Source organism: Streptomyces sp. BR123 (genome assembly GCF_013401435.1).
Taxonomy (GTDB): domain Bacteria; phylum Actinomycetota; class Actinomycetes; order Streptomycetales; family Streptomycetaceae; genus Streptomyces.
On record NZ_JACBGN010000167.1, the window covers coordinates 1 to 15,794 of the forward strand.

Consider the following 15,794-nt stretch of genomic DNA (forward strand, 5'->3'; position numbering starts at 1 on the left):
CCGCCCGCCTGCCCGCCCCGGCCGCCCGCGCAGCCGCGCGCGGCGGACCCGAGCGCCCAGCGCGGCGGCCCCGGGCGGCACCGTGGCAGTCCCCGGCGGGGCGGGGATAGCCTTCCGGGGGTGTTGCGCGGTCGCACAGCGTGGTGCGGCCGCTCCGATCCGTACTTGCCTGCGAAGGTGGAACGCGTGAAGGCAATTCGTCGATTCACCGTACGCCCCGTACTCCCCGAACCGCTGCTGCCGCTCGCCGGCCTCGCGCGCAACCTGCGCTGGTCGTGGCACACGGAGACCCGCGAACTCTTCCGATCCGTCGACCCCGAGGGCTGGCAGGCGGCGGGCGGCGACCCCGTCCGCCTGCTCGGCTCCGCATCCGCCGCCCGCCTGCAGGAACTGGCGGGCGACCGGCGCTTCCTGCGCCGGCTCGCCGTCGCCGCCGCCGACCTCGACGACTACGTCCACGGCGCCAGGTGGTACCAGACCCACGACGGCGGGGCCGACCTCCCCGCCGCCATCGCCTACTTCTCGCCCGAGTTCGGGATCACCGCCGCCCTGCCCCAGTACTCCGGCGGCCTCGGCATCCTCGCCGGGGACCACCTCAAGGCCGCCAGTGACCTCGGCGTCCCCCTCATCGGCGTGGGACTGCTGTACCGGCACGGCTACTTCCGCCAGTCCCTGTCCCGGGACGGCTGGCAGCAGGAGCACTACCCCGTCCTCGACCCCAACGAACTGCCCCTGTCCCTGGTGCGGGACGCCGAAGGGGCGCCGGCCCGCGTCACCCTCTCCCTGCCCGGCGGCCGCGCCCTGCACGCGCACATCTGGCAGGCCCGTGTGGGCCGGGTCCCGCTGCTGCTCCTCGACTCGGACGTCGAGGACAACGACTGCGGGGCCCGCGAGGTGACCGACCGGCTCTACGGGGGCGGCAGCGACCACCGGCTGCTCCAGGAGATGCTCCTCGGCATCGGCGGAGTCCGCGCGGTACGGACGTACTGCGCGCTCACCGGTCATCCCGCCCCCGAGGTGTTCCACACGAACGAGGGACACGCCGGCTTCCTCGGCCTCGAACGCATGAGGGAACTCGACGGCGAGCGGGGCTTCGGCTTCGACGCCGCCCTGGAGGCGGTCCGGGCCGGAACCGTGTTCACCACCCACACCCCCGTGCCCGCCGGCATCGACCGCTTCGACCGCGCACTGGTCGCCCGCCACTTCGGACCCGGCGGCGAGCTGGACGGCGTACCCGTCGAGCGGATCCTGGAGCTGGGCGCCGAGTCCTACCCGGGCGGCGACCCCGGGGTGTTCAACATGGCGGTGATGGGGCTGCGGCTGGCCCAGCGCGCCAACGGCGTCTCCACCCTGCACGGGGCCGTCAGCCGCAGCATGTTCGCCGGGCTGTGGCCGGGCTTCGACCCGGCCGACGTGCCCATCACCTCCGTGACCAACGGGGTGCACGCCCCGACCTGGGTCGCCCCCGAGGTGATCCGGCTCGGGGCCCGCCAGGCCGGCGCCGTCCGTACCGAGGACGCCCTCTCCGTGGGCGGCTCCCGGCGCTGGGACGCCGTCGCCGACATCGCCGACCAGGACATCTGGGACCTGCGGCGGGGGCTGCGCGAACAGCTGGTGCTGGAGGTCCGCGAACGGCTGCGGGCGTCCTGGCTTCAGCGCGGGGCCGCCGACGCCGAACTCGGCTGGGTGGACTCCGTCCTCGACCCGGACGTCCTCACCATCGGCTTCGCCCGGCGCGTCCCCTCCTACAAGCGGCTCACGCTGATGCTGCGCGACCCCGAGCGGCTGCGCCGGCTGCTGCTGCACCCCGACCGGCCGGTGCAGATCGTCGTCGCGGGCAAGGCCCACCCCGCCGACGACGGCGGGAAGCGGCTGGTGCAGGAGCTGGTCCGGTTCTCCGACGACCCGCGCGTGCGCCACCGGATCGTGTTCCTGCCCGACTACGGCATGGCCATGGCGCAGAAGCTCTACCCGGGCTGCGACGTCTGGCTGAACAACCCCCTCCGCCCGCTGGAGGCGTGCGGCACCAGCGGGATGAAGGCCGCGCTCAACGGCTGCCTCAACCTGTCCGTGCGAGACGGCTGGTGGGACGAGTGGTTCGAGCCCGATTTCGGCTGGGCCATCCCGACCGCCGACGGGATCGGCGCCGACGAGGAGCGGCGCGACGACCTGGAGGCGGCCGGCCTCTACGAGCTGATCGAGGAGCGGGTCGCGCCCCGCTTCTACGACCGCGCGGACCGCAGCGGACTGCCGGTGCGGTGGATCGAGATGGTCCGCCGCACCCTCGTCTCGCTCGGGCCCAAGGTCCTCGCCGGGCGCATGGTCCGCGAGTACGTGGAGCGGCTGTACACGCCGGCCGCCCGCGCCCACCGGGCCCTGGACGACGCGGCGGCACGTGACCTCGCCTGGTGGAAGGGGCGGGTGAGGGCCGCTTGGCCCAAGGTCGCCGTCGAGCACGTGGAGGCGCTCGCCGCGGCTCCCGTGAACGGCACCGCGGAACTGGGGGCCACCCTCACCCTGCGCGTGCTGGTCGCGCTGGACGCCCTCGCGCCCGAGGACGTGGAAGTGCATGCCGTCGCGGGCCGGGTGGATCCGCAGGACGTGATCCGCGACGGGCGGTCCTTCCCCCTCAAGCCGGCCGCCGGGCCGGACCTGGAGGGGCGCTGGGTGTACGAGGGCCCGCTCGCCCTCGACCGCACCGGCCCCTTCGGCTACACCGTGCGGATGCTCCCCTCACACCCGATGCTGGCCTCGCCGGCCGAACTGGGACTGGTCGCGGCCCCCGTGGACACCGATGCGGGGGGTGAGGGCGGCCCGCAGGGCGGCGTACTGATGCGGTAGCGGCCCCGCAGGGCCCCACGGCAGGGGGCGGGCGGCCGGTCCACCGGGCGCCCGCCCCGCGGTGTTCCGCCGGGCGGGGGACGGAGACGGCCGTGGACGCGGCGCCCACCGCGGCACCCGGCGCCTGCCGGATGGGGGTTGCGGGGCGTGCCGGGCGGGTGAACCTGCGAGCACGCCGCGCATGCCGAACCGATTCAGCAGTGGTCACCGCTCCTACGCTGCCCGCTGGATGCCACCGGACCGGCATCCAGCCCCCACAGAACGGACTGCTTTCCCATGCGTCTTCGCACCGCTGCCGTGGCGTTCCTCGGAGCCTTTGCCCTCGCCGTGCCGCTGGCCGGGCCCTCGATGGCCGACGACTTCGACGACCGGCCCCACCTCGGCCGGCTGGACTACATCGTCGACGGCGAGCGCCGGCAGATCCGTCCGGCCGACAACGACACCTGCTACGAGCTGACCGGCACCTCGCGCCGCGAACCGGCCACCGCCGTGCGCAACGACACCAAGTCGCGGGCCACGCTCTTCACGGAGGACGGCTGCAACGGCCGCCCGGAGCGGGTGCTGGAGCCGAAGGACGTCGTCTACGACGTCGCGGTCCGGTCGGTGGTCTTCACTCCGGTCCATGTGGACAAGGACGACAAGCACGACCCGTTCGGCGACAGCCACTTCGACGGCCACGAGGGCTTCGACAGCGCCAGCCGCCCCGAGCACGCCGTCATGGGCGCCGCGCAGCCGGCCGTGCTCCCGGAGGAGGACGGGCCCGAGCCGCAGGACGGACCTGCCCCGGAGGAGCAGCGGCAGGAGGAGCAGCGGCGCGAGGAGCAGGGGCGGCAGGACGAGCAGCGGCAGCAGGAGGAGCAGCGGCGCGAGGAGCACCAGCGGCAGGACGAGCAGTGGCAGCAGGACGAGCAGCGGCAGCAGGAGGAGCAGCGGCGCGAGGAGCACGAGCGGCAGGACGAGCAGCGGCAGCAGGAGCAGCCTCCGGCGGAGGAGCGGCAGGAGATGCCCGAGCAGCAGGAGAGGCAGGAGCAGGGCCCGGACATGGCGCAGGACATGCCGGAGGAGCACCACGAGGGGCAGCCCGACATGTTCGACGCCGTCTTCCGCAGCATCCCCTGATCATCGGGAGCCGGCCCGCGCGCCCGGCCCCGCAGCATGGCACAGGGCCGTCCGGGAGGTTCTCTCCCGGACGGCCCCGCGCTGTGTCAGCCGTCGTGCCTCACCCTGTGTCCCGAGGGATCAGAAGGTCAGCTTCCAGCTGTTGATGTAACCGGTGTCGAGGCTGGCGAGGTCCGCCACGCGGAGCTTCCAGACACCGTTCGCGGCCTCGGAGGAGGCGTTCACGGTGAAGCTCTGGACGATGTTGTCCGCGCTGCCGCCCGAGCGGTTGCGCAGGTTGTACACGCTGCCGTCGGGGGCGACGAGGTCGACGCGGAGGTCGCCGACGTAGGTGTGGACGATGTTCACGTCCACCTTGAGGGTGCTCGGCGCGTTGCCCGTGCGGGTCACCGTGATCGGGGACTCGACGGTCGCGTTGTCCGCGATCTGGTAGTCGTTCGTGTTCTCGAAGACGTTCTGCTGGCCGGTTCCGACGGTCCAGGTGAAGGAGGCCGTGCCCGACTTGTTGGCGGAGTCGGTCACCGTCACCGTCACGTTGGACGTGCCCGCGGTGGTCGCCGTACCGGAGATCAGACCGGTCGAGGCGTTGATCGACAGGCCGGCCGGCAGGCCGGTCGCCGCGTAGCCCAGGGCGCCCGGGTTGGTGCTGGTGGCCTGGACCTGGAGGCTGACCGCGGTGTTGACGACGGTGTTCTGGTTCGCGATCTGGGTGACCGTCACGCCGTCGTTGATGCGGGAGCCGACGTTGATGGCCGCCCAGGCGTTGGCGGTGTTGTTGTACGTGGCCGAGCCGGCGCCGTAGAGGTCGGCGGCGGCCTGGAGGGTCGCCGTACGGGCGGCCGCGTAGTTGGTGTTCGACTTGAAGTAGCCGACGGTCAGCGCGCGGAACCAGATCTTCGAGGCGGCGTCGCGGCCGATGGGCGTGACCGGGAGGCCGTCGGAGGTCGGCGAGTCGTAGCTCACGCCGTTGATGACCTTGGCGCCGGAGCCCTCGGAGGCCAGGTAGTACCAGTGGTTGGCCGGGCCCGAGGAGTAGTGGACGTCGATCGAGCCGAGGCCCGAGTACCAGGCGTCCTTGGAGGAGCCGTCCTTGCTCGGCTTGTCCATGTAGCGCAGCGGGGTGCCGTCGCCGTTGATGTCGATCTTCTCGCCGACGAGGTAGTCGCCCGGGTCGGCGGGGTTGTTGGCGTAGAACTCGACCGCGGCCGCCATGATGTCGGAGGTGGCCTCGTTGAGGCCGCCGGGCTCGCCGCTGTACGTCATGTTGCCGGTGACCGAGGTCAGGCCGTGGGTCATCTCGTGCGCGGCGACGTCGGTGGAGGTGAGGGGCTTGGCGTTGCCCTCGCCGTCGCCGTACGTCATGCAGAAGCAGGAGTCGCTCCAGAACGCGTTGACGTAGTTGCTGCCGTAGTGGACGCGGCTGTACGGGGCGACGCCGTCGTTGCGCAGGCCGTTGCGGCCGTGGACGTTCTTGTAGTAGTCCCACGTGACCGCGGCGCCGTAGTGCGCGTCGGCGCCGGCCGTCTCCAGGTTGGAGGGCTGGTTGTTGCCCCAGATGTCGTCCGGTCCGGAGAAGAGGGTGCCGGTGCCGGAGCTGCCCCGGTTGAGGTTGTACGTCTTGTGGCTGCCGCGGTTGGCGTCGGTCAGCGTGTAGGTGCCGCCCGACTGCGAGGTGCCGAGGTTGACCTGGCCGCTGTACATGGTGTTGCCGGTGCCGGTCTCGACGGCCTGCCACTCGGTGATCTTCGCGCCGGTCTTGGCGTGGGTGACCACGTGCAGCTCGTTGGGGGTGCCGTCGTGCTGGAGGCCGCCGATGACGGTCTCGTAGGCGAGGACGGGCGCGCCCTCGGCCGCCCAGATCACCTTGCGGGCGTTCTTGGAGGGCTTGGCCTCCTTGGAGCCGGCGTCCTTCGCCGCCGAGACGGCCTGGTCCTCGGCGGCGGCCGGGGTGACCGCCGCGTCGGTGTCGGCCACCTTGATCTCGTGCTGGGTGGCCTTGGTGACGCTCTTGGTGACGCCGCCCTTGGCATGGACCGTCAGGTCGCCGCCGAGCACGGGGAGTCCGTCGTACGTGCGCTCGTAGGTGGTGTGCGTGGTGCCGTCGGCGTCCTTGACGACATCACGGACGACCAGCTTCTCCTGCCCGCCGAGGCCGAGCGCCTTCGCCGCCTGCGCGGTGGTCGAGTTGGCGTCGGCGATGAGCGTCGCACGCTCGGAGGGGCTGAGCTGGAGCGGGGAGGCCCCCGGGTTGGACTTCGCGGAGGTGCTGCCCTGGGAGGCGGTGGCCTCTGCGGATGCGGTGCCGGCCTGGATGCCGACGGCGAGCAGCGCGGCAGCGGCGACGAGTGCGCCGGCCGCGGTGACACGCCTGTGGGGGGTGGGACTCAACGCAGGACTCCTTCTGCAAGGGGGGTTCCGGACGGCTGGGTGGGCCGCCGGGCACAGCAGGTCGGTGCGATGAACGGATCGAAGAGTGCCACCTGGGCGCTGTAATGTCAGGGTCGCGTCAAAAGGTTGGCCGGAAACGGTTCGTTGACCGAGGCGACGTATCCGGTATCCGGACCATTCACCTTCGCGTGCGCCCGTAACACGCCGGAAATCCGGAACAACTGGTGCCGCCTGCTCGCGCTTGGACAACAAGGGTCCCTGTTCCGGGGTTCGGTACTTGTCTTAAGAGTGTTTGTCGTACTGTTTCCCGGTGCGCCTGATGTCCGTGGCCTGGGGAAGCCGCGGACGCGCGCGAGTGTCATAGACCACGTGCCAGGGGGGCCCATGAGGCATGTCCATTTTCCTGCGCAAAGAGTGGCCGGAGCGGCGGCTGAGCTCGCCGCTGCGCCCGTGAGGCGGATCGGCGACAAAGCACGCTGGTACCTGCCCGCCGCGGTCTCCGCCGACCTCCTCGGAGCAGGCGTGCCCGTGGGCCTCGTCTTCGACGCAGCCCAGCAGGCGCGACCGGGGTACTGCGCCGTCGGGGCGGCTCTTGCGTGGACCGGGGTGCAGGCCGTGCGCCGCCGTTACGCGGCCCGCGCGCTCGGCGAGTCCCGCGGCGTCCTGCCGGTCGTCCACGACTGGCTTGTTCTCATCGGTGTCCTGGCCGTCGCCCGCGTGGTGACCGGGGAGAGCACGCCGCGGCTCGCCGCGCTCGGAGCCCTGCTGCCGGCCCTCCTCATCACCGTGGCCTGCCACAAACTGACGTACCGCCATCTCTCGGCGGCGCGCCGAGAGGCACAGGCCGTCAGCAGGGTGGTGGTGATAGGAGAGCCTGCCGCGGCGGACTCCGTCATCTCGCACCTCGCCGCGCGCACCGACCACCCCTACGTCGTCGTCGGCGTCGTCCCGGTCGGCAGCGGCCCGGTAGACAGCGGCGTGCCCGTCGCGGGCCGGCTCGACGCCCAGGCCTCCGAGGCCCCGGCCGCCGACGCCACCGCCGTCCTCGGCGCCGTCCGCAGTCACCACGCCGACCTCGTACTCGTCGCCCCCGGAGCGCGCATCGCGGGGGAGCGGCTGCGCCGCATCGCCTGGGCCCTGCACGACGCCGGACTGGAACTGGCCGTCTTCCCCGGGCTGGTGGAGGTCTCCGTCAAGCGGCTGGAGACCCTGTCCGCGGGCGGACTCGCCGTGCTGCGCGTCGCACCGCCCGTCAGCCGGGGCGTCCAGCCCGTGCTCAAGTCCCTCCTGGACCGGGCCGGGGCCGCGATCGGACTGCTGCTGCTCTCCCCGCTGTTCCTCGGCATCGTCCTGGCGATCCGCCTCGGATCCCGGGGCCCGGCGTTCTACCGCCAGGAGCGCATCGGCCGCGACGGCGTCCCGTTCACGATGTGGAAGTTCCGCACCATGGTCGTGGACGCCGACCGGCTCAGGGCCGAGCTCGCCGGGGCCAACGAGAACGACGGACTGATGTTCAAGATCCGGCGCGACCCCCGGGTGACCCGGGTGGGCCGACTCCTGCGCCGCACGTCCCTGGACGAACTGCCCCAGCTGCTCAACGTGCTGACGGGGCAGATGTCGCTGGTCGGGCCGCGCCCGCCGCTGCCGGAGGAGGTGGCCCGCTACGACGAGGTCGAGCTGCGCCGGCTCACCGTGCGGCCGGGCATGACCGGGCTGTGGCAGATCAGCGGCCGGTCCGACCTCTCCTGGGACGAGACGATCCAGCTCGACCTCCAGTACGTCGACAACTGGTCCTTCACCAGTGACGTCGACGTGATGGGCCGTACGCTCCGCGCCGTCGTCGACGGCCGCGGAGCGTACTGAGGAGCCGCAGCACCCGTGCGCTCAGCTTCGCGTACTGCCGACGGCCCTGCCCTGTTCGAGCCACCACCGGTAGGTGGCGGCGATGCCGTCGCGCAGTCCGATCTCCGGCTTCCAGCCCAGCGAGCTCAGGCGGCTGACGTCCAGGAGCTTGCGCGGGGTGCCGTCCGGCTTGGAGGTGTCCCACGCCAGCCGGCCCGTGAAGCCGGTCACGTCGGCGACCGTCTCGGCCAGCGCCTTGATGGTCAGGTCCTCACCGCAGCCGATGTTGACCGGCTCGTCCCCGTCGTAGCGCTCCAGGAGTACCGCACAGGCCGCCGCCAGGTCGTCCACGTGCAGGAACTCGCGGCGCGGGGTGCCGCTGCCCCACAGGGTGACCTCCTCGCGCCCCTCGGCGGCCGCCTCGTGGAACCGCCGGATGAGGGCGGGCAGCACGTGCGAGGACTCCAGGTCGAAGTTGTCGCCCGGGCCGTAGAGGTTCGTGGGCATCGCCGAGACGTACGAGGCCCCGTACTGCTTGCGGTACGACTGGACCTGGACGATGCCAGCGATCTTCGCGAGGGCGTACGCCTCGTTGGTCGGCTCCAGCGGGCCGGTCAGCAGCGCGTCCTCGGTGATGGGCTGCGGGGCCATCTTAGGGTAGATGCAGGACGAGCCCAGGAACAGCAGCCGGCCGACGCCGGCGGCGTGCGCGCCGCCGATGACGCTGAGCTGGATCCTGAGGTTGTCCTCCAGGAACTGCACCGGGTACGTGCTGTTGGCCATGATGCCGCCGACCTTGGCGGCGGCGAGCACGACCGCGTCGGGGCGGACGTCCTTCAGGTACGCCTCGGTCGCGGCGGCGTCGCGCAGGTCGAGGTCGGCACGGCCCCGGGTGAGCACCTCGTGCCCGCCGGCGGTCAGGCGGCGGGCGACCGCGGAGCCCACGAGGCCGCGGTGGCCCGCGACGAAGACACGGGCGTTCGGGGGCAGGAGCGGCAGCGAACTTGTCATACCGCCGATGATGCCAGTCCGCTCCCACGGGGCGCGGGCCACGGGCCGCGGCGCGCGGTCCGGACCGCGCGCCGCGGCCCGCCCTGACGGCGCTGCGCGCACGGTGCGCACAACGCGCACGCCGCACGCGGCCGTTGGCGCCGCCCCGTGTACGGTACGCATCCAGCCCCGGCCCGAAGCCGAATCCCCGAGGCCCTGCCTCGGCACACCAGACCGAAACGATCCCCAGGGGGGACCCCACATGGGCAAGACCGCACTGATCACCGGCGTCACCGGGCAGGACGGCTCCTACCTCTCCGAGCTTCTGCTCTCCAAGGGCTACACGGTGCACGGACTCGTGCGGCGGTCCTCCAGCTTCAACACCGAGCGGATCGACCACGTCTACCAGGACCCGCACACCGCCGGGCGGTCCTTCTTCCTGCACCACGCCGACCTTTCCGACGGCGTCGCGCTCGTGAACCTGCTCCGGGAGATCAAGCCCGACGAGGTCTACAACCTCGGCGCCCAGTCGCACGTGCGCGTCTCCTTCGACGCCCCCCTCTACACCGGCGACGTGACCGGCCTCGGCGCGCTGCGGCTGCTGGAGGCGATCCGGGCGAGCGGCGTCGACACCCGCATATACCAGGCCTCGTCCTCGGAGATGTTCGGCGCCACGCCGCCGCCGCAGAACGAGAAGACCCCGTTCCACCCGCGCAGCCCGTACGGCGCCGCCAAGGTGTTCGCGTACTGGACGACCGTGAACTACCGCGAGGCGTACGACATGTTCGCGGTCAACGGGATCCTCTTCAACCACGAGTCCCCGCGCCGCGGCGAGACCTTCGTGACCCGCAAGATCACCCGCGCCGTCGCCCGCATCAAGGCAGGCCTGCAGGAGCACCTGTACCTCGGCAACCTCGACGCCGTCCGCGACTGGGGCTACGCCCCCGAGTACGTGGACGCCATGTGGCGGATGCTCCAGCAGGACGAGCCCACCGACTACGTCGTGGCCACCGGAGTCCCGGCCACCGTGCGCCAGTTCCTGGAGGCCTCCTTCGCCCACGCGGGCCTCGACTGGAACGAGCACGTGCGCTACGACGCCAAGTACGAGCGCCCGAGCGAGGTCGACGCCCTCATCGGGGACGCCTCCAAGGCGCAGGAGCTGCTTGGCTGGAAGCCGACGGTACTGGTGGACGAGCTGGCGCGGATCATGGTCGACGCGGACGTCCGCCAGGTCGGGGACCAGCTGGCGGGAGCAACGGTGCGGATCGATCGCTGAGATCCCGTATTTCGCCTACGATTTGCCGTGTCCCGGTCATTGGCGCATGTCTGCACCGCCGGCCGGGGCCGGTCTTCCGTGTGTCCGCGGTGCGCCCTCACCGCTGAACCCTGCGTTCCGATTCGGTATGCATACGGTCAAGTGAGGTGACCGGGCCCTCGCGTGGGTCCTAGTCTGCGTCCGTACATACGGCTGTTCGGATAATTCCAGCCATTAACGGGCGATTGCCCTGGGGGGCTCATGCGTAGATCCAGAGGGCTGACTGCTGCCCTCGTCCTGTCACTGGCCGGTGCCGGAACCGGGCTTGGCCTGGTGCTGATGCCGCAGGCGTCCGCCATCACTCCGCCGGTGGCCTTCACCGCCGACACCCTGCCGACGTGGCAGCCGAACGGCGTCGTCTTCGCGATGGCCCAGGCGAACGGCACCGTATTCGCCGGCGGCACCTTCTCTGCGGTCCGCCCGCCCACAGGCGGATCCGGCGCCGAGCAGGAGGCCGTGAACTTCGTCGCCCTCGACGCCGCGACCGGCAACCCCACGTCCTGCAAGCTGGCCTTCACCGTCAGCGAAGGCACGGCGACCGTCCGCACCCTGGTCGTCTCCAAGGACAACAAGACCCTCTACGCAGGCGGCTACTTCGGTGCCGTCAACGGCACCCCCGTCTCCAGCCTCGCCGCGATCGACATCGAGAGCTGCAGCCCCAAGGCCTCCTTCCACCCGGGCTTCCCCGCCACCGTGCGGGCCCTCGCCGTCTCCGACGACACCCTGTACGCGGCCGGCGACTTCAACACCGTCGAGGGCCAGACCCGCGAGCGGTTCGCCGCGGTCGACGCCGGCACGGGTGCGGTCAAGCCCTTCACGGCCAACGCCGACGAGCCGGGCCGCGCCATCGCCGTCACCCCGGACGGCAAGAACGTGCTGCTCGGCGGCGACTTCTTCTCGGTGAACGGCTCCAACACGCACGCCCTGGCGGTGGTGGACGCCGCCACCGGCAAGGTCGCCAAGACCTACGGCAACATCCCGTCGAACTCGGTCGTCAAGTCGATCGCCACCGACGCGAACGGCTTCTACACGGCCAACGAGGGCTCCGGCGGCGGCGTCTTCGACGGCCGCATCGGCCTGCGCCTGAGCGACTTCGGCGAGAAGTGGCGCGACCGCTGCCTCGGCGCCACCCAGTGGGTCCTGCCGTACGACGGCGTCCTCTACAGCTCCTCCCACGCGCACGACTGCTCCACCGAGCTGGAGTACCCCGACGGCAGGCGCCGCCACCTGCTGGCCCAGCCGACGGACCACACCGGCACCGCCCCGGCCCCCGTGGACGGCTTCGTGCGCGGCCCGCGCAAGCTCGGCTGGTTCCCCGACACCAACGACGGCATCGGCGAGGGCATCGGCCCGCGCGTCATGGCCGTCGCGGAGAAGGGCGACACGAAGTACATGTGGGTCGGCGGTGAGTTCACCACCGTCAACGGCGCCGAGCAGCAGGCCCTGACCCGCTTCGCCTCCACCGGCGACCGCGGTGCCCCGACCACCCCGGTCGCCAGCGCCGACAGCGTCAAGCCGGGCGAGGCCCAGGTCCGCTGGCGCACCGGCTACGACGCGGACGACAGCAAGCTGACGTACCGCATCTACCGCAACGGCTCCAGCACCCCGGTCCACACCATGACCGCCGAGTCCCTGGAGTTCGAGCGGCCGCAGGCCTCCTGGACCGACACCACCGTCAAGGCCGGCCAGTCCTACACCTACCGGGTCACCGCCACCGACGCCGCCGGCAACACCAGCGCCCTGTCGGCCACCGCCTCCGTGACCGTCCCGACCACGCAGCAGGCCTACCCGGCCCAGGTCCGCGCCGACGGCGCCCAGCTGTACTGGCGCTACGACGACACCGTCAGCCCGTACGCGGCCGACTCCTCCGACGGCGGCAACACCAGCGGCGTCCAGGTGGGCGCCCCGGCCCTGCGGCAGACGCCCGGCGCGCTCAGCGGCACCGGCACGGCGATGGGCTTCAACGGCACCAGCCAGCAGGTGTACAGCGACCACCGCCAGACCGTCCCGACCACGTACACCATCGAGACCTGGTTCAAGACGAACACCACGCGCGGCGGCAAGCTCGTCGGCTTCGGCAACAACACCACGCGCAACAGCAGCTCGTTCGACAAGCAGATCTACATGACCAACACCGGCCGCCTCGTGTTCGGCGTGTACAGCGGCTCGGCGAAGACCATCGCCACCGGTCTGCTCGACACCTACAACGACAACAAGTGGCACCACGTCGTCGCCACCCAGGGCCCGGCGGGCATGGCGCTGTACGTCGACGGCCAGAACAAGGGCACCCTGAACGTCACGGACTCCGCGTCGTACGCCGGCTACTGGCACGTCGGCGGCGACAACCTGTCCGGCTGGCCGAACCGCCCCACCAGCAACTTCTTCGCCGGCCAGATCGACGAGACGGCCGTCTACCCGAAGGTGCTCACCGCGGCCCAGGTCAAGAACCACTTCGACCTGGCGAAGGCCCCCTCCGACACGGTCTCCAAGGTCACCGCGACCGAGGACACCTACGTCAACCAGGGCGCCCCGAGCGCCGCCAACGGCGCCGCGACCTCCCTCGCCGTCCGCGGCAACCCGGGCTACGAGACCTACCTGCGCTTCAACGTGCCGGCCGCCCCGGCCGGACAGGTACTGAAGTCCGCCTCCCTCCAGGTCAAGACCTCCACCCAGAGCGGGGCCGGCACCGCCGACACCGTCTCCGTCGTCCCGGTCACCGGCACCTGGAGCGCCGACACCACCTCCTACAACACCAAGCCGGCCGTGGGCACCACCCCGCTGGGCAGCTTCGCCGCCATCCCGGACGGCTCGGCCCTGCACACCGCCCCGCTCGACACCGCCGCCGTCACCGCGGCGCTCGGCACCAGCTACGGCGTGGCGCTGACCAGCCCCGGCACCGACGCCCTGTGGCTGTGGTCGAAGGAGTCGACCGCCGCGGACGCCGCTCCGCAGCTGATCCTCACCTTCGGCCCGAAGTAACCGCACGGCGGAGCGCGGGGCCCGGCCGTCCGACGCCGGCCCCGCGCTCGCTCCGTCTCCCCCGAACAACAGGCAAGTACAGGAGCCCTCCTGATGTACCGACGCTCCGCCGCGGCTGCTGTTCTGCTGGCCGCCGCCCTGACCCTGACCGCCTGCAGCTCCGGCGGCGACGGCAGGTCCGACGAGGCCGCCAAGCCCAAACCGCCGGCCTCCTCGCCGGTCCCGGACCCGGCGGACGCCACCGGGACGCCCCCCTCGCCGGACGCGAAGCCGACGGGCCCCGTCCTCCCGGACGCGAAGCTCACCCCGAAGACGGGCAGCTTCACGGACAAGGAGAGGAAGTACCTCAGCGGCCGCGTACCCGAGAAGATGGACCCGGCGGCCTTCCTGCAGACCGGACAGGAGTCCTGCCAGCGGGTGGAGCGCACGGCCAAGCGCGACAAGGACGCGGCGACCGGAGCCGTCATCGCCGGCGAGATCCCCGACGCGACGAACGCGATCAACCACCTGTGCCCGGAGCAGAAGCCGATCCTGGCCGCCGCCGAGAAGGGCTTCCCGGACGGCACCCGCCCGGCGCCCGCGCAGGGAACCTACCGGGCGCTGACCGCCCAGGGCGCGGCCTGCACCTGGCAGGCCAAGGGCAAGGACGGCGCGGTGCTGGCCTCCGGCCCGGAGACCGCCCCCAAGCCGGGCGACAAGATCACGGCCACGGTCCCGGCGGGTGCGGCGGAGTTCACCTCCACCGGCTGCTACGCCTGGATCCCGGCATAACCCCCACCTCGCCCGGCACCCTCGCACCACGACCAGTGCCCCCGCGGCCCCGGACCACCGGGCCCGCGGGGGCGCTTCCTTCCCGCGGGGCGGCAGCCATCCCGCGACGACGAACACGCGAGCGGGCCGCCGGGCGCGGGCAGCCGTCGCAGCGGCAAGGGAAAGCAAGGTGGTGCCCATCCGTGCACACACCCCAGGACCGGAAACCGGATGCGGGACCTGCGGCTACGGCAGGCCGCCGGGCGGGAGCCAGCGGGCAGGGTCGGTGCCCCAGCGCGACGGGCCCGCGGGCCAGTCGCCCGGACCCGTGGCCAGCGGCGGCGCCGCGTGCCGCAGGGTGCCGTAGGCCGACGCGGTCTCCCGCAGCCACGGCCCGGGCTCGTACGCGCCGGGCCCGTCGGCGGCATCCGCGGCCCGCCCGGAGGCCGACGGCTGCCGCGGCACCTCTCGGACCAGCCAGGAGGCCGTCCCGGCCAGCGAGAACCGCAGCACCCGCCCGCCGCCGTCCGCCAGCGCCCGCAGCACCCCGGCGGCCAGCAGGTACCCCGTCCCGTGGTCCAGCGCCTGCGCGGGCAGCACCCCCGGCGCCCCGTCGGGGCCGGCCTCGGCCGCGGCGATCCCGTACCCCGCCTGGACCAGCGAGTCGAAGCCCCGCCGCCCCGCCCACGGGCCGTGCCACCCCCACGCGCACACCTGGGCCACCACCAGCCCCGGCCGCCGCGCCACCAGGTCCCCGGCGGCCAGGCCGTACCGGTCGAGGGCCCCGGGCCGGTATCCCGTGACCACCACGTCGGCCCCTGCCAGCAGCTCCTCGAAGACCTCCCGGTCCGCCCGGCCGGCGAGGTCCAGGCGCGCCGACCGCTTCCCGAAGCCGGTGTCGGCGTGGGCGTCGTCCGCCTCCGGCAGCCCGGGCGGGTCGATCCGCAGCACATCGGCGCCGAGCAGCCCGAGCGTGCGGGTCGCCACCGGTCCGGCGATCACCCGGGTCAGGTCGAGGACCCGCACCCCCGAGGCGGGCAGCGGGCCCACCCCTAGCTCCCGCCCGCGCCCGCCGGTCTCCCGCACCTCCACCAGTGGCTGCGGTGCCCCGAACTCCTGAGCCACGGACACCGCCAGCCCGCCCGCCGCGTACACGGCCTCCTGCACCTCGACGGCCTTGCGCGCGGCGAGCTCCGCGCGCAGCCGCTCCGGCGTCAGCCCGCCGGCCCCGGCCCCGGCCCCGGCCCCGAGCGCGCGTTCCAGCGCGGCCCGGTGGTGCGGGTAGTTGGCGTGCGTGCGCAGCCATCCGTCGGCGGTGCGCCAGAAGCCGGACAGCGGCGCGAAGGACACCGGGGCCCGCCCGTTCACCCGCAGGTGCCGCTCACTGGTGAACGCGGTCGACACCGCCCCCTCGTCGACGACCGGGCCGGGCAGGTCCGCCACCGCCCTTCCCGCCCGTACGGCCGCCAGCTCGGCGGCGGCCAGGGAGCACACCCCCACGGTCGCCCGGGCCAGTTCGGGCACCGGCAGCCGGGCCGCGCCCAGTGCCCCGGCGCCCCGGTACCCCACC

At 72.7% G+C, this 15,794-nt stretch carries 9 protein-coding genes; 6 read left to right on the forward strand and 3 right to left on the reverse strand.

What is annotated here, in order from left to right; all coding sequences use genetic code 11:
• The first annotated feature begins 186 nt into the window (after positions 1 to 186).
• Together glgP and HYE82_RS23330 are read left to right on the forward strand one after the other, a co-directional pair.
• Positions 187 to 2,841, forward strand: coding sequence for an alpha-glucan family phosphorylase (gene glgP / locus HYE82_RS23325; RefSeq protein ID WP_179176094.1), 2,655 nt, complete (start codon positions 187 to 189; stop codon positions 2,839 to 2,841).
• A 276-nt stretch (positions 2,842 to 3,117) separates the two neighbouring features.
• Positions 3,118 to 3,960, forward strand: coding sequence for a hypothetical protein (locus tag HYE82_RS23330; RefSeq protein ID WP_179176095.1), 843 nt, complete (start codon positions 3,118 to 3,120; stop codon positions 3,958 to 3,960).
• A gap of 120 nt (positions 3,961 to 4,080) precedes the next feature.
• On the opposite strand, the gene HYE82_RS23335 is transcribed toward HYE82_RS23330, so the two are convergent.
• Positions 4,081 to 6,348, reverse strand: a complete 2,268-nt coding sequence (locus HYE82_RS23335; RefSeq protein ID WP_179176096.1) for a M4 family metallopeptidase — start codon at positions 6,346 to 6,348, stop codon at positions 4,081 to 4,083.
• Positions 6,349 to 6,732: 384 nt separating this feature from the next.
• Between HYE82_RS23335 and HYE82_RS23340 the strand changes: the two genes are divergently transcribed.
• On the forward strand, positions 6,733 to 8,211 hold the full coding sequence (locus HYE82_RS23340) for a sugar transferase (RefSeq protein WP_179176097.1): 1,479 nt from the start codon (positions 6,733 to 6,735) through the stop codon (positions 8,209 to 8,211).
• A 21-nt stretch (positions 8,212 to 8,232) separates the two neighbouring features.
• On the opposite strand, the gene HYE82_RS23345 is transcribed toward HYE82_RS23340, so the two are convergent.
• Positions 8,233 to 9,201 carry a GDP-L-fucose synthase gene (locus HYE82_RS23345; protein ID WP_179176098.1) on the reverse strand — a complete coding sequence of 323 codons (969 nt, stop codon included), beginning with the start codon at positions 9,199 to 9,201 and terminating at the stop codon, positions 8,233 to 8,235.
• A gap of 241 nt (positions 9,202 to 9,442) precedes the next feature.
• Here HYE82_RS23345 and gmd point away from each other — a divergent pair, with 241 nt between their 5' ends.
• From gmd to HYE82_RS23360, 3 genes are all read left to right on the forward strand, one after another.
• A complete protein-coding gene (gene gmd, locus HYE82_RS23350; RefSeq protein ID WP_179176099.1) occupies positions 9,443 to 10,456 on the forward strand; it encodes a GDP-mannose 4,6-dehydratase in 1,014 nt (337 codons plus the stop codon).
• Positions 10,457 to 10,696: 240 nt separating this feature from the next.
• Entirely contained in the window at positions 10,697 to 13,474 is a 2,778-nt protein-coding gene (locus HYE82_RS23355) for a DNRLRE domain-containing protein (RefSeq protein ID WP_179176100.1), read from the forward strand.
• 93 nt (positions 13,475 to 13,567) lie between these two features.
• Positions 13,568 to 14,245 (forward strand): hypothetical protein, encoded by a 678-nt coding sequence (locus HYE82_RS23360; RefSeq protein WP_179176101.1) that lies wholly within the window; start codon positions 13,568 to 13,570, stop codon positions 14,243 to 14,245.
• A gap of 225 nt (positions 14,246 to 14,470) precedes the next feature.
• On the opposite strand, the gene HYE82_RS23365 is transcribed toward HYE82_RS23360, so the two are convergent.
• Positions 14,471 to 15,793 (reverse strand): CoA transferase, encoded by a 1,323-nt coding sequence (locus HYE82_RS23365; protein ID WP_309144424.1) that lies wholly within the window; start codon positions 15,791 to 15,793, stop codon positions 14,471 to 14,473.
• Between the last annotated feature and the right edge of the window lies 1 nt (position 15,794).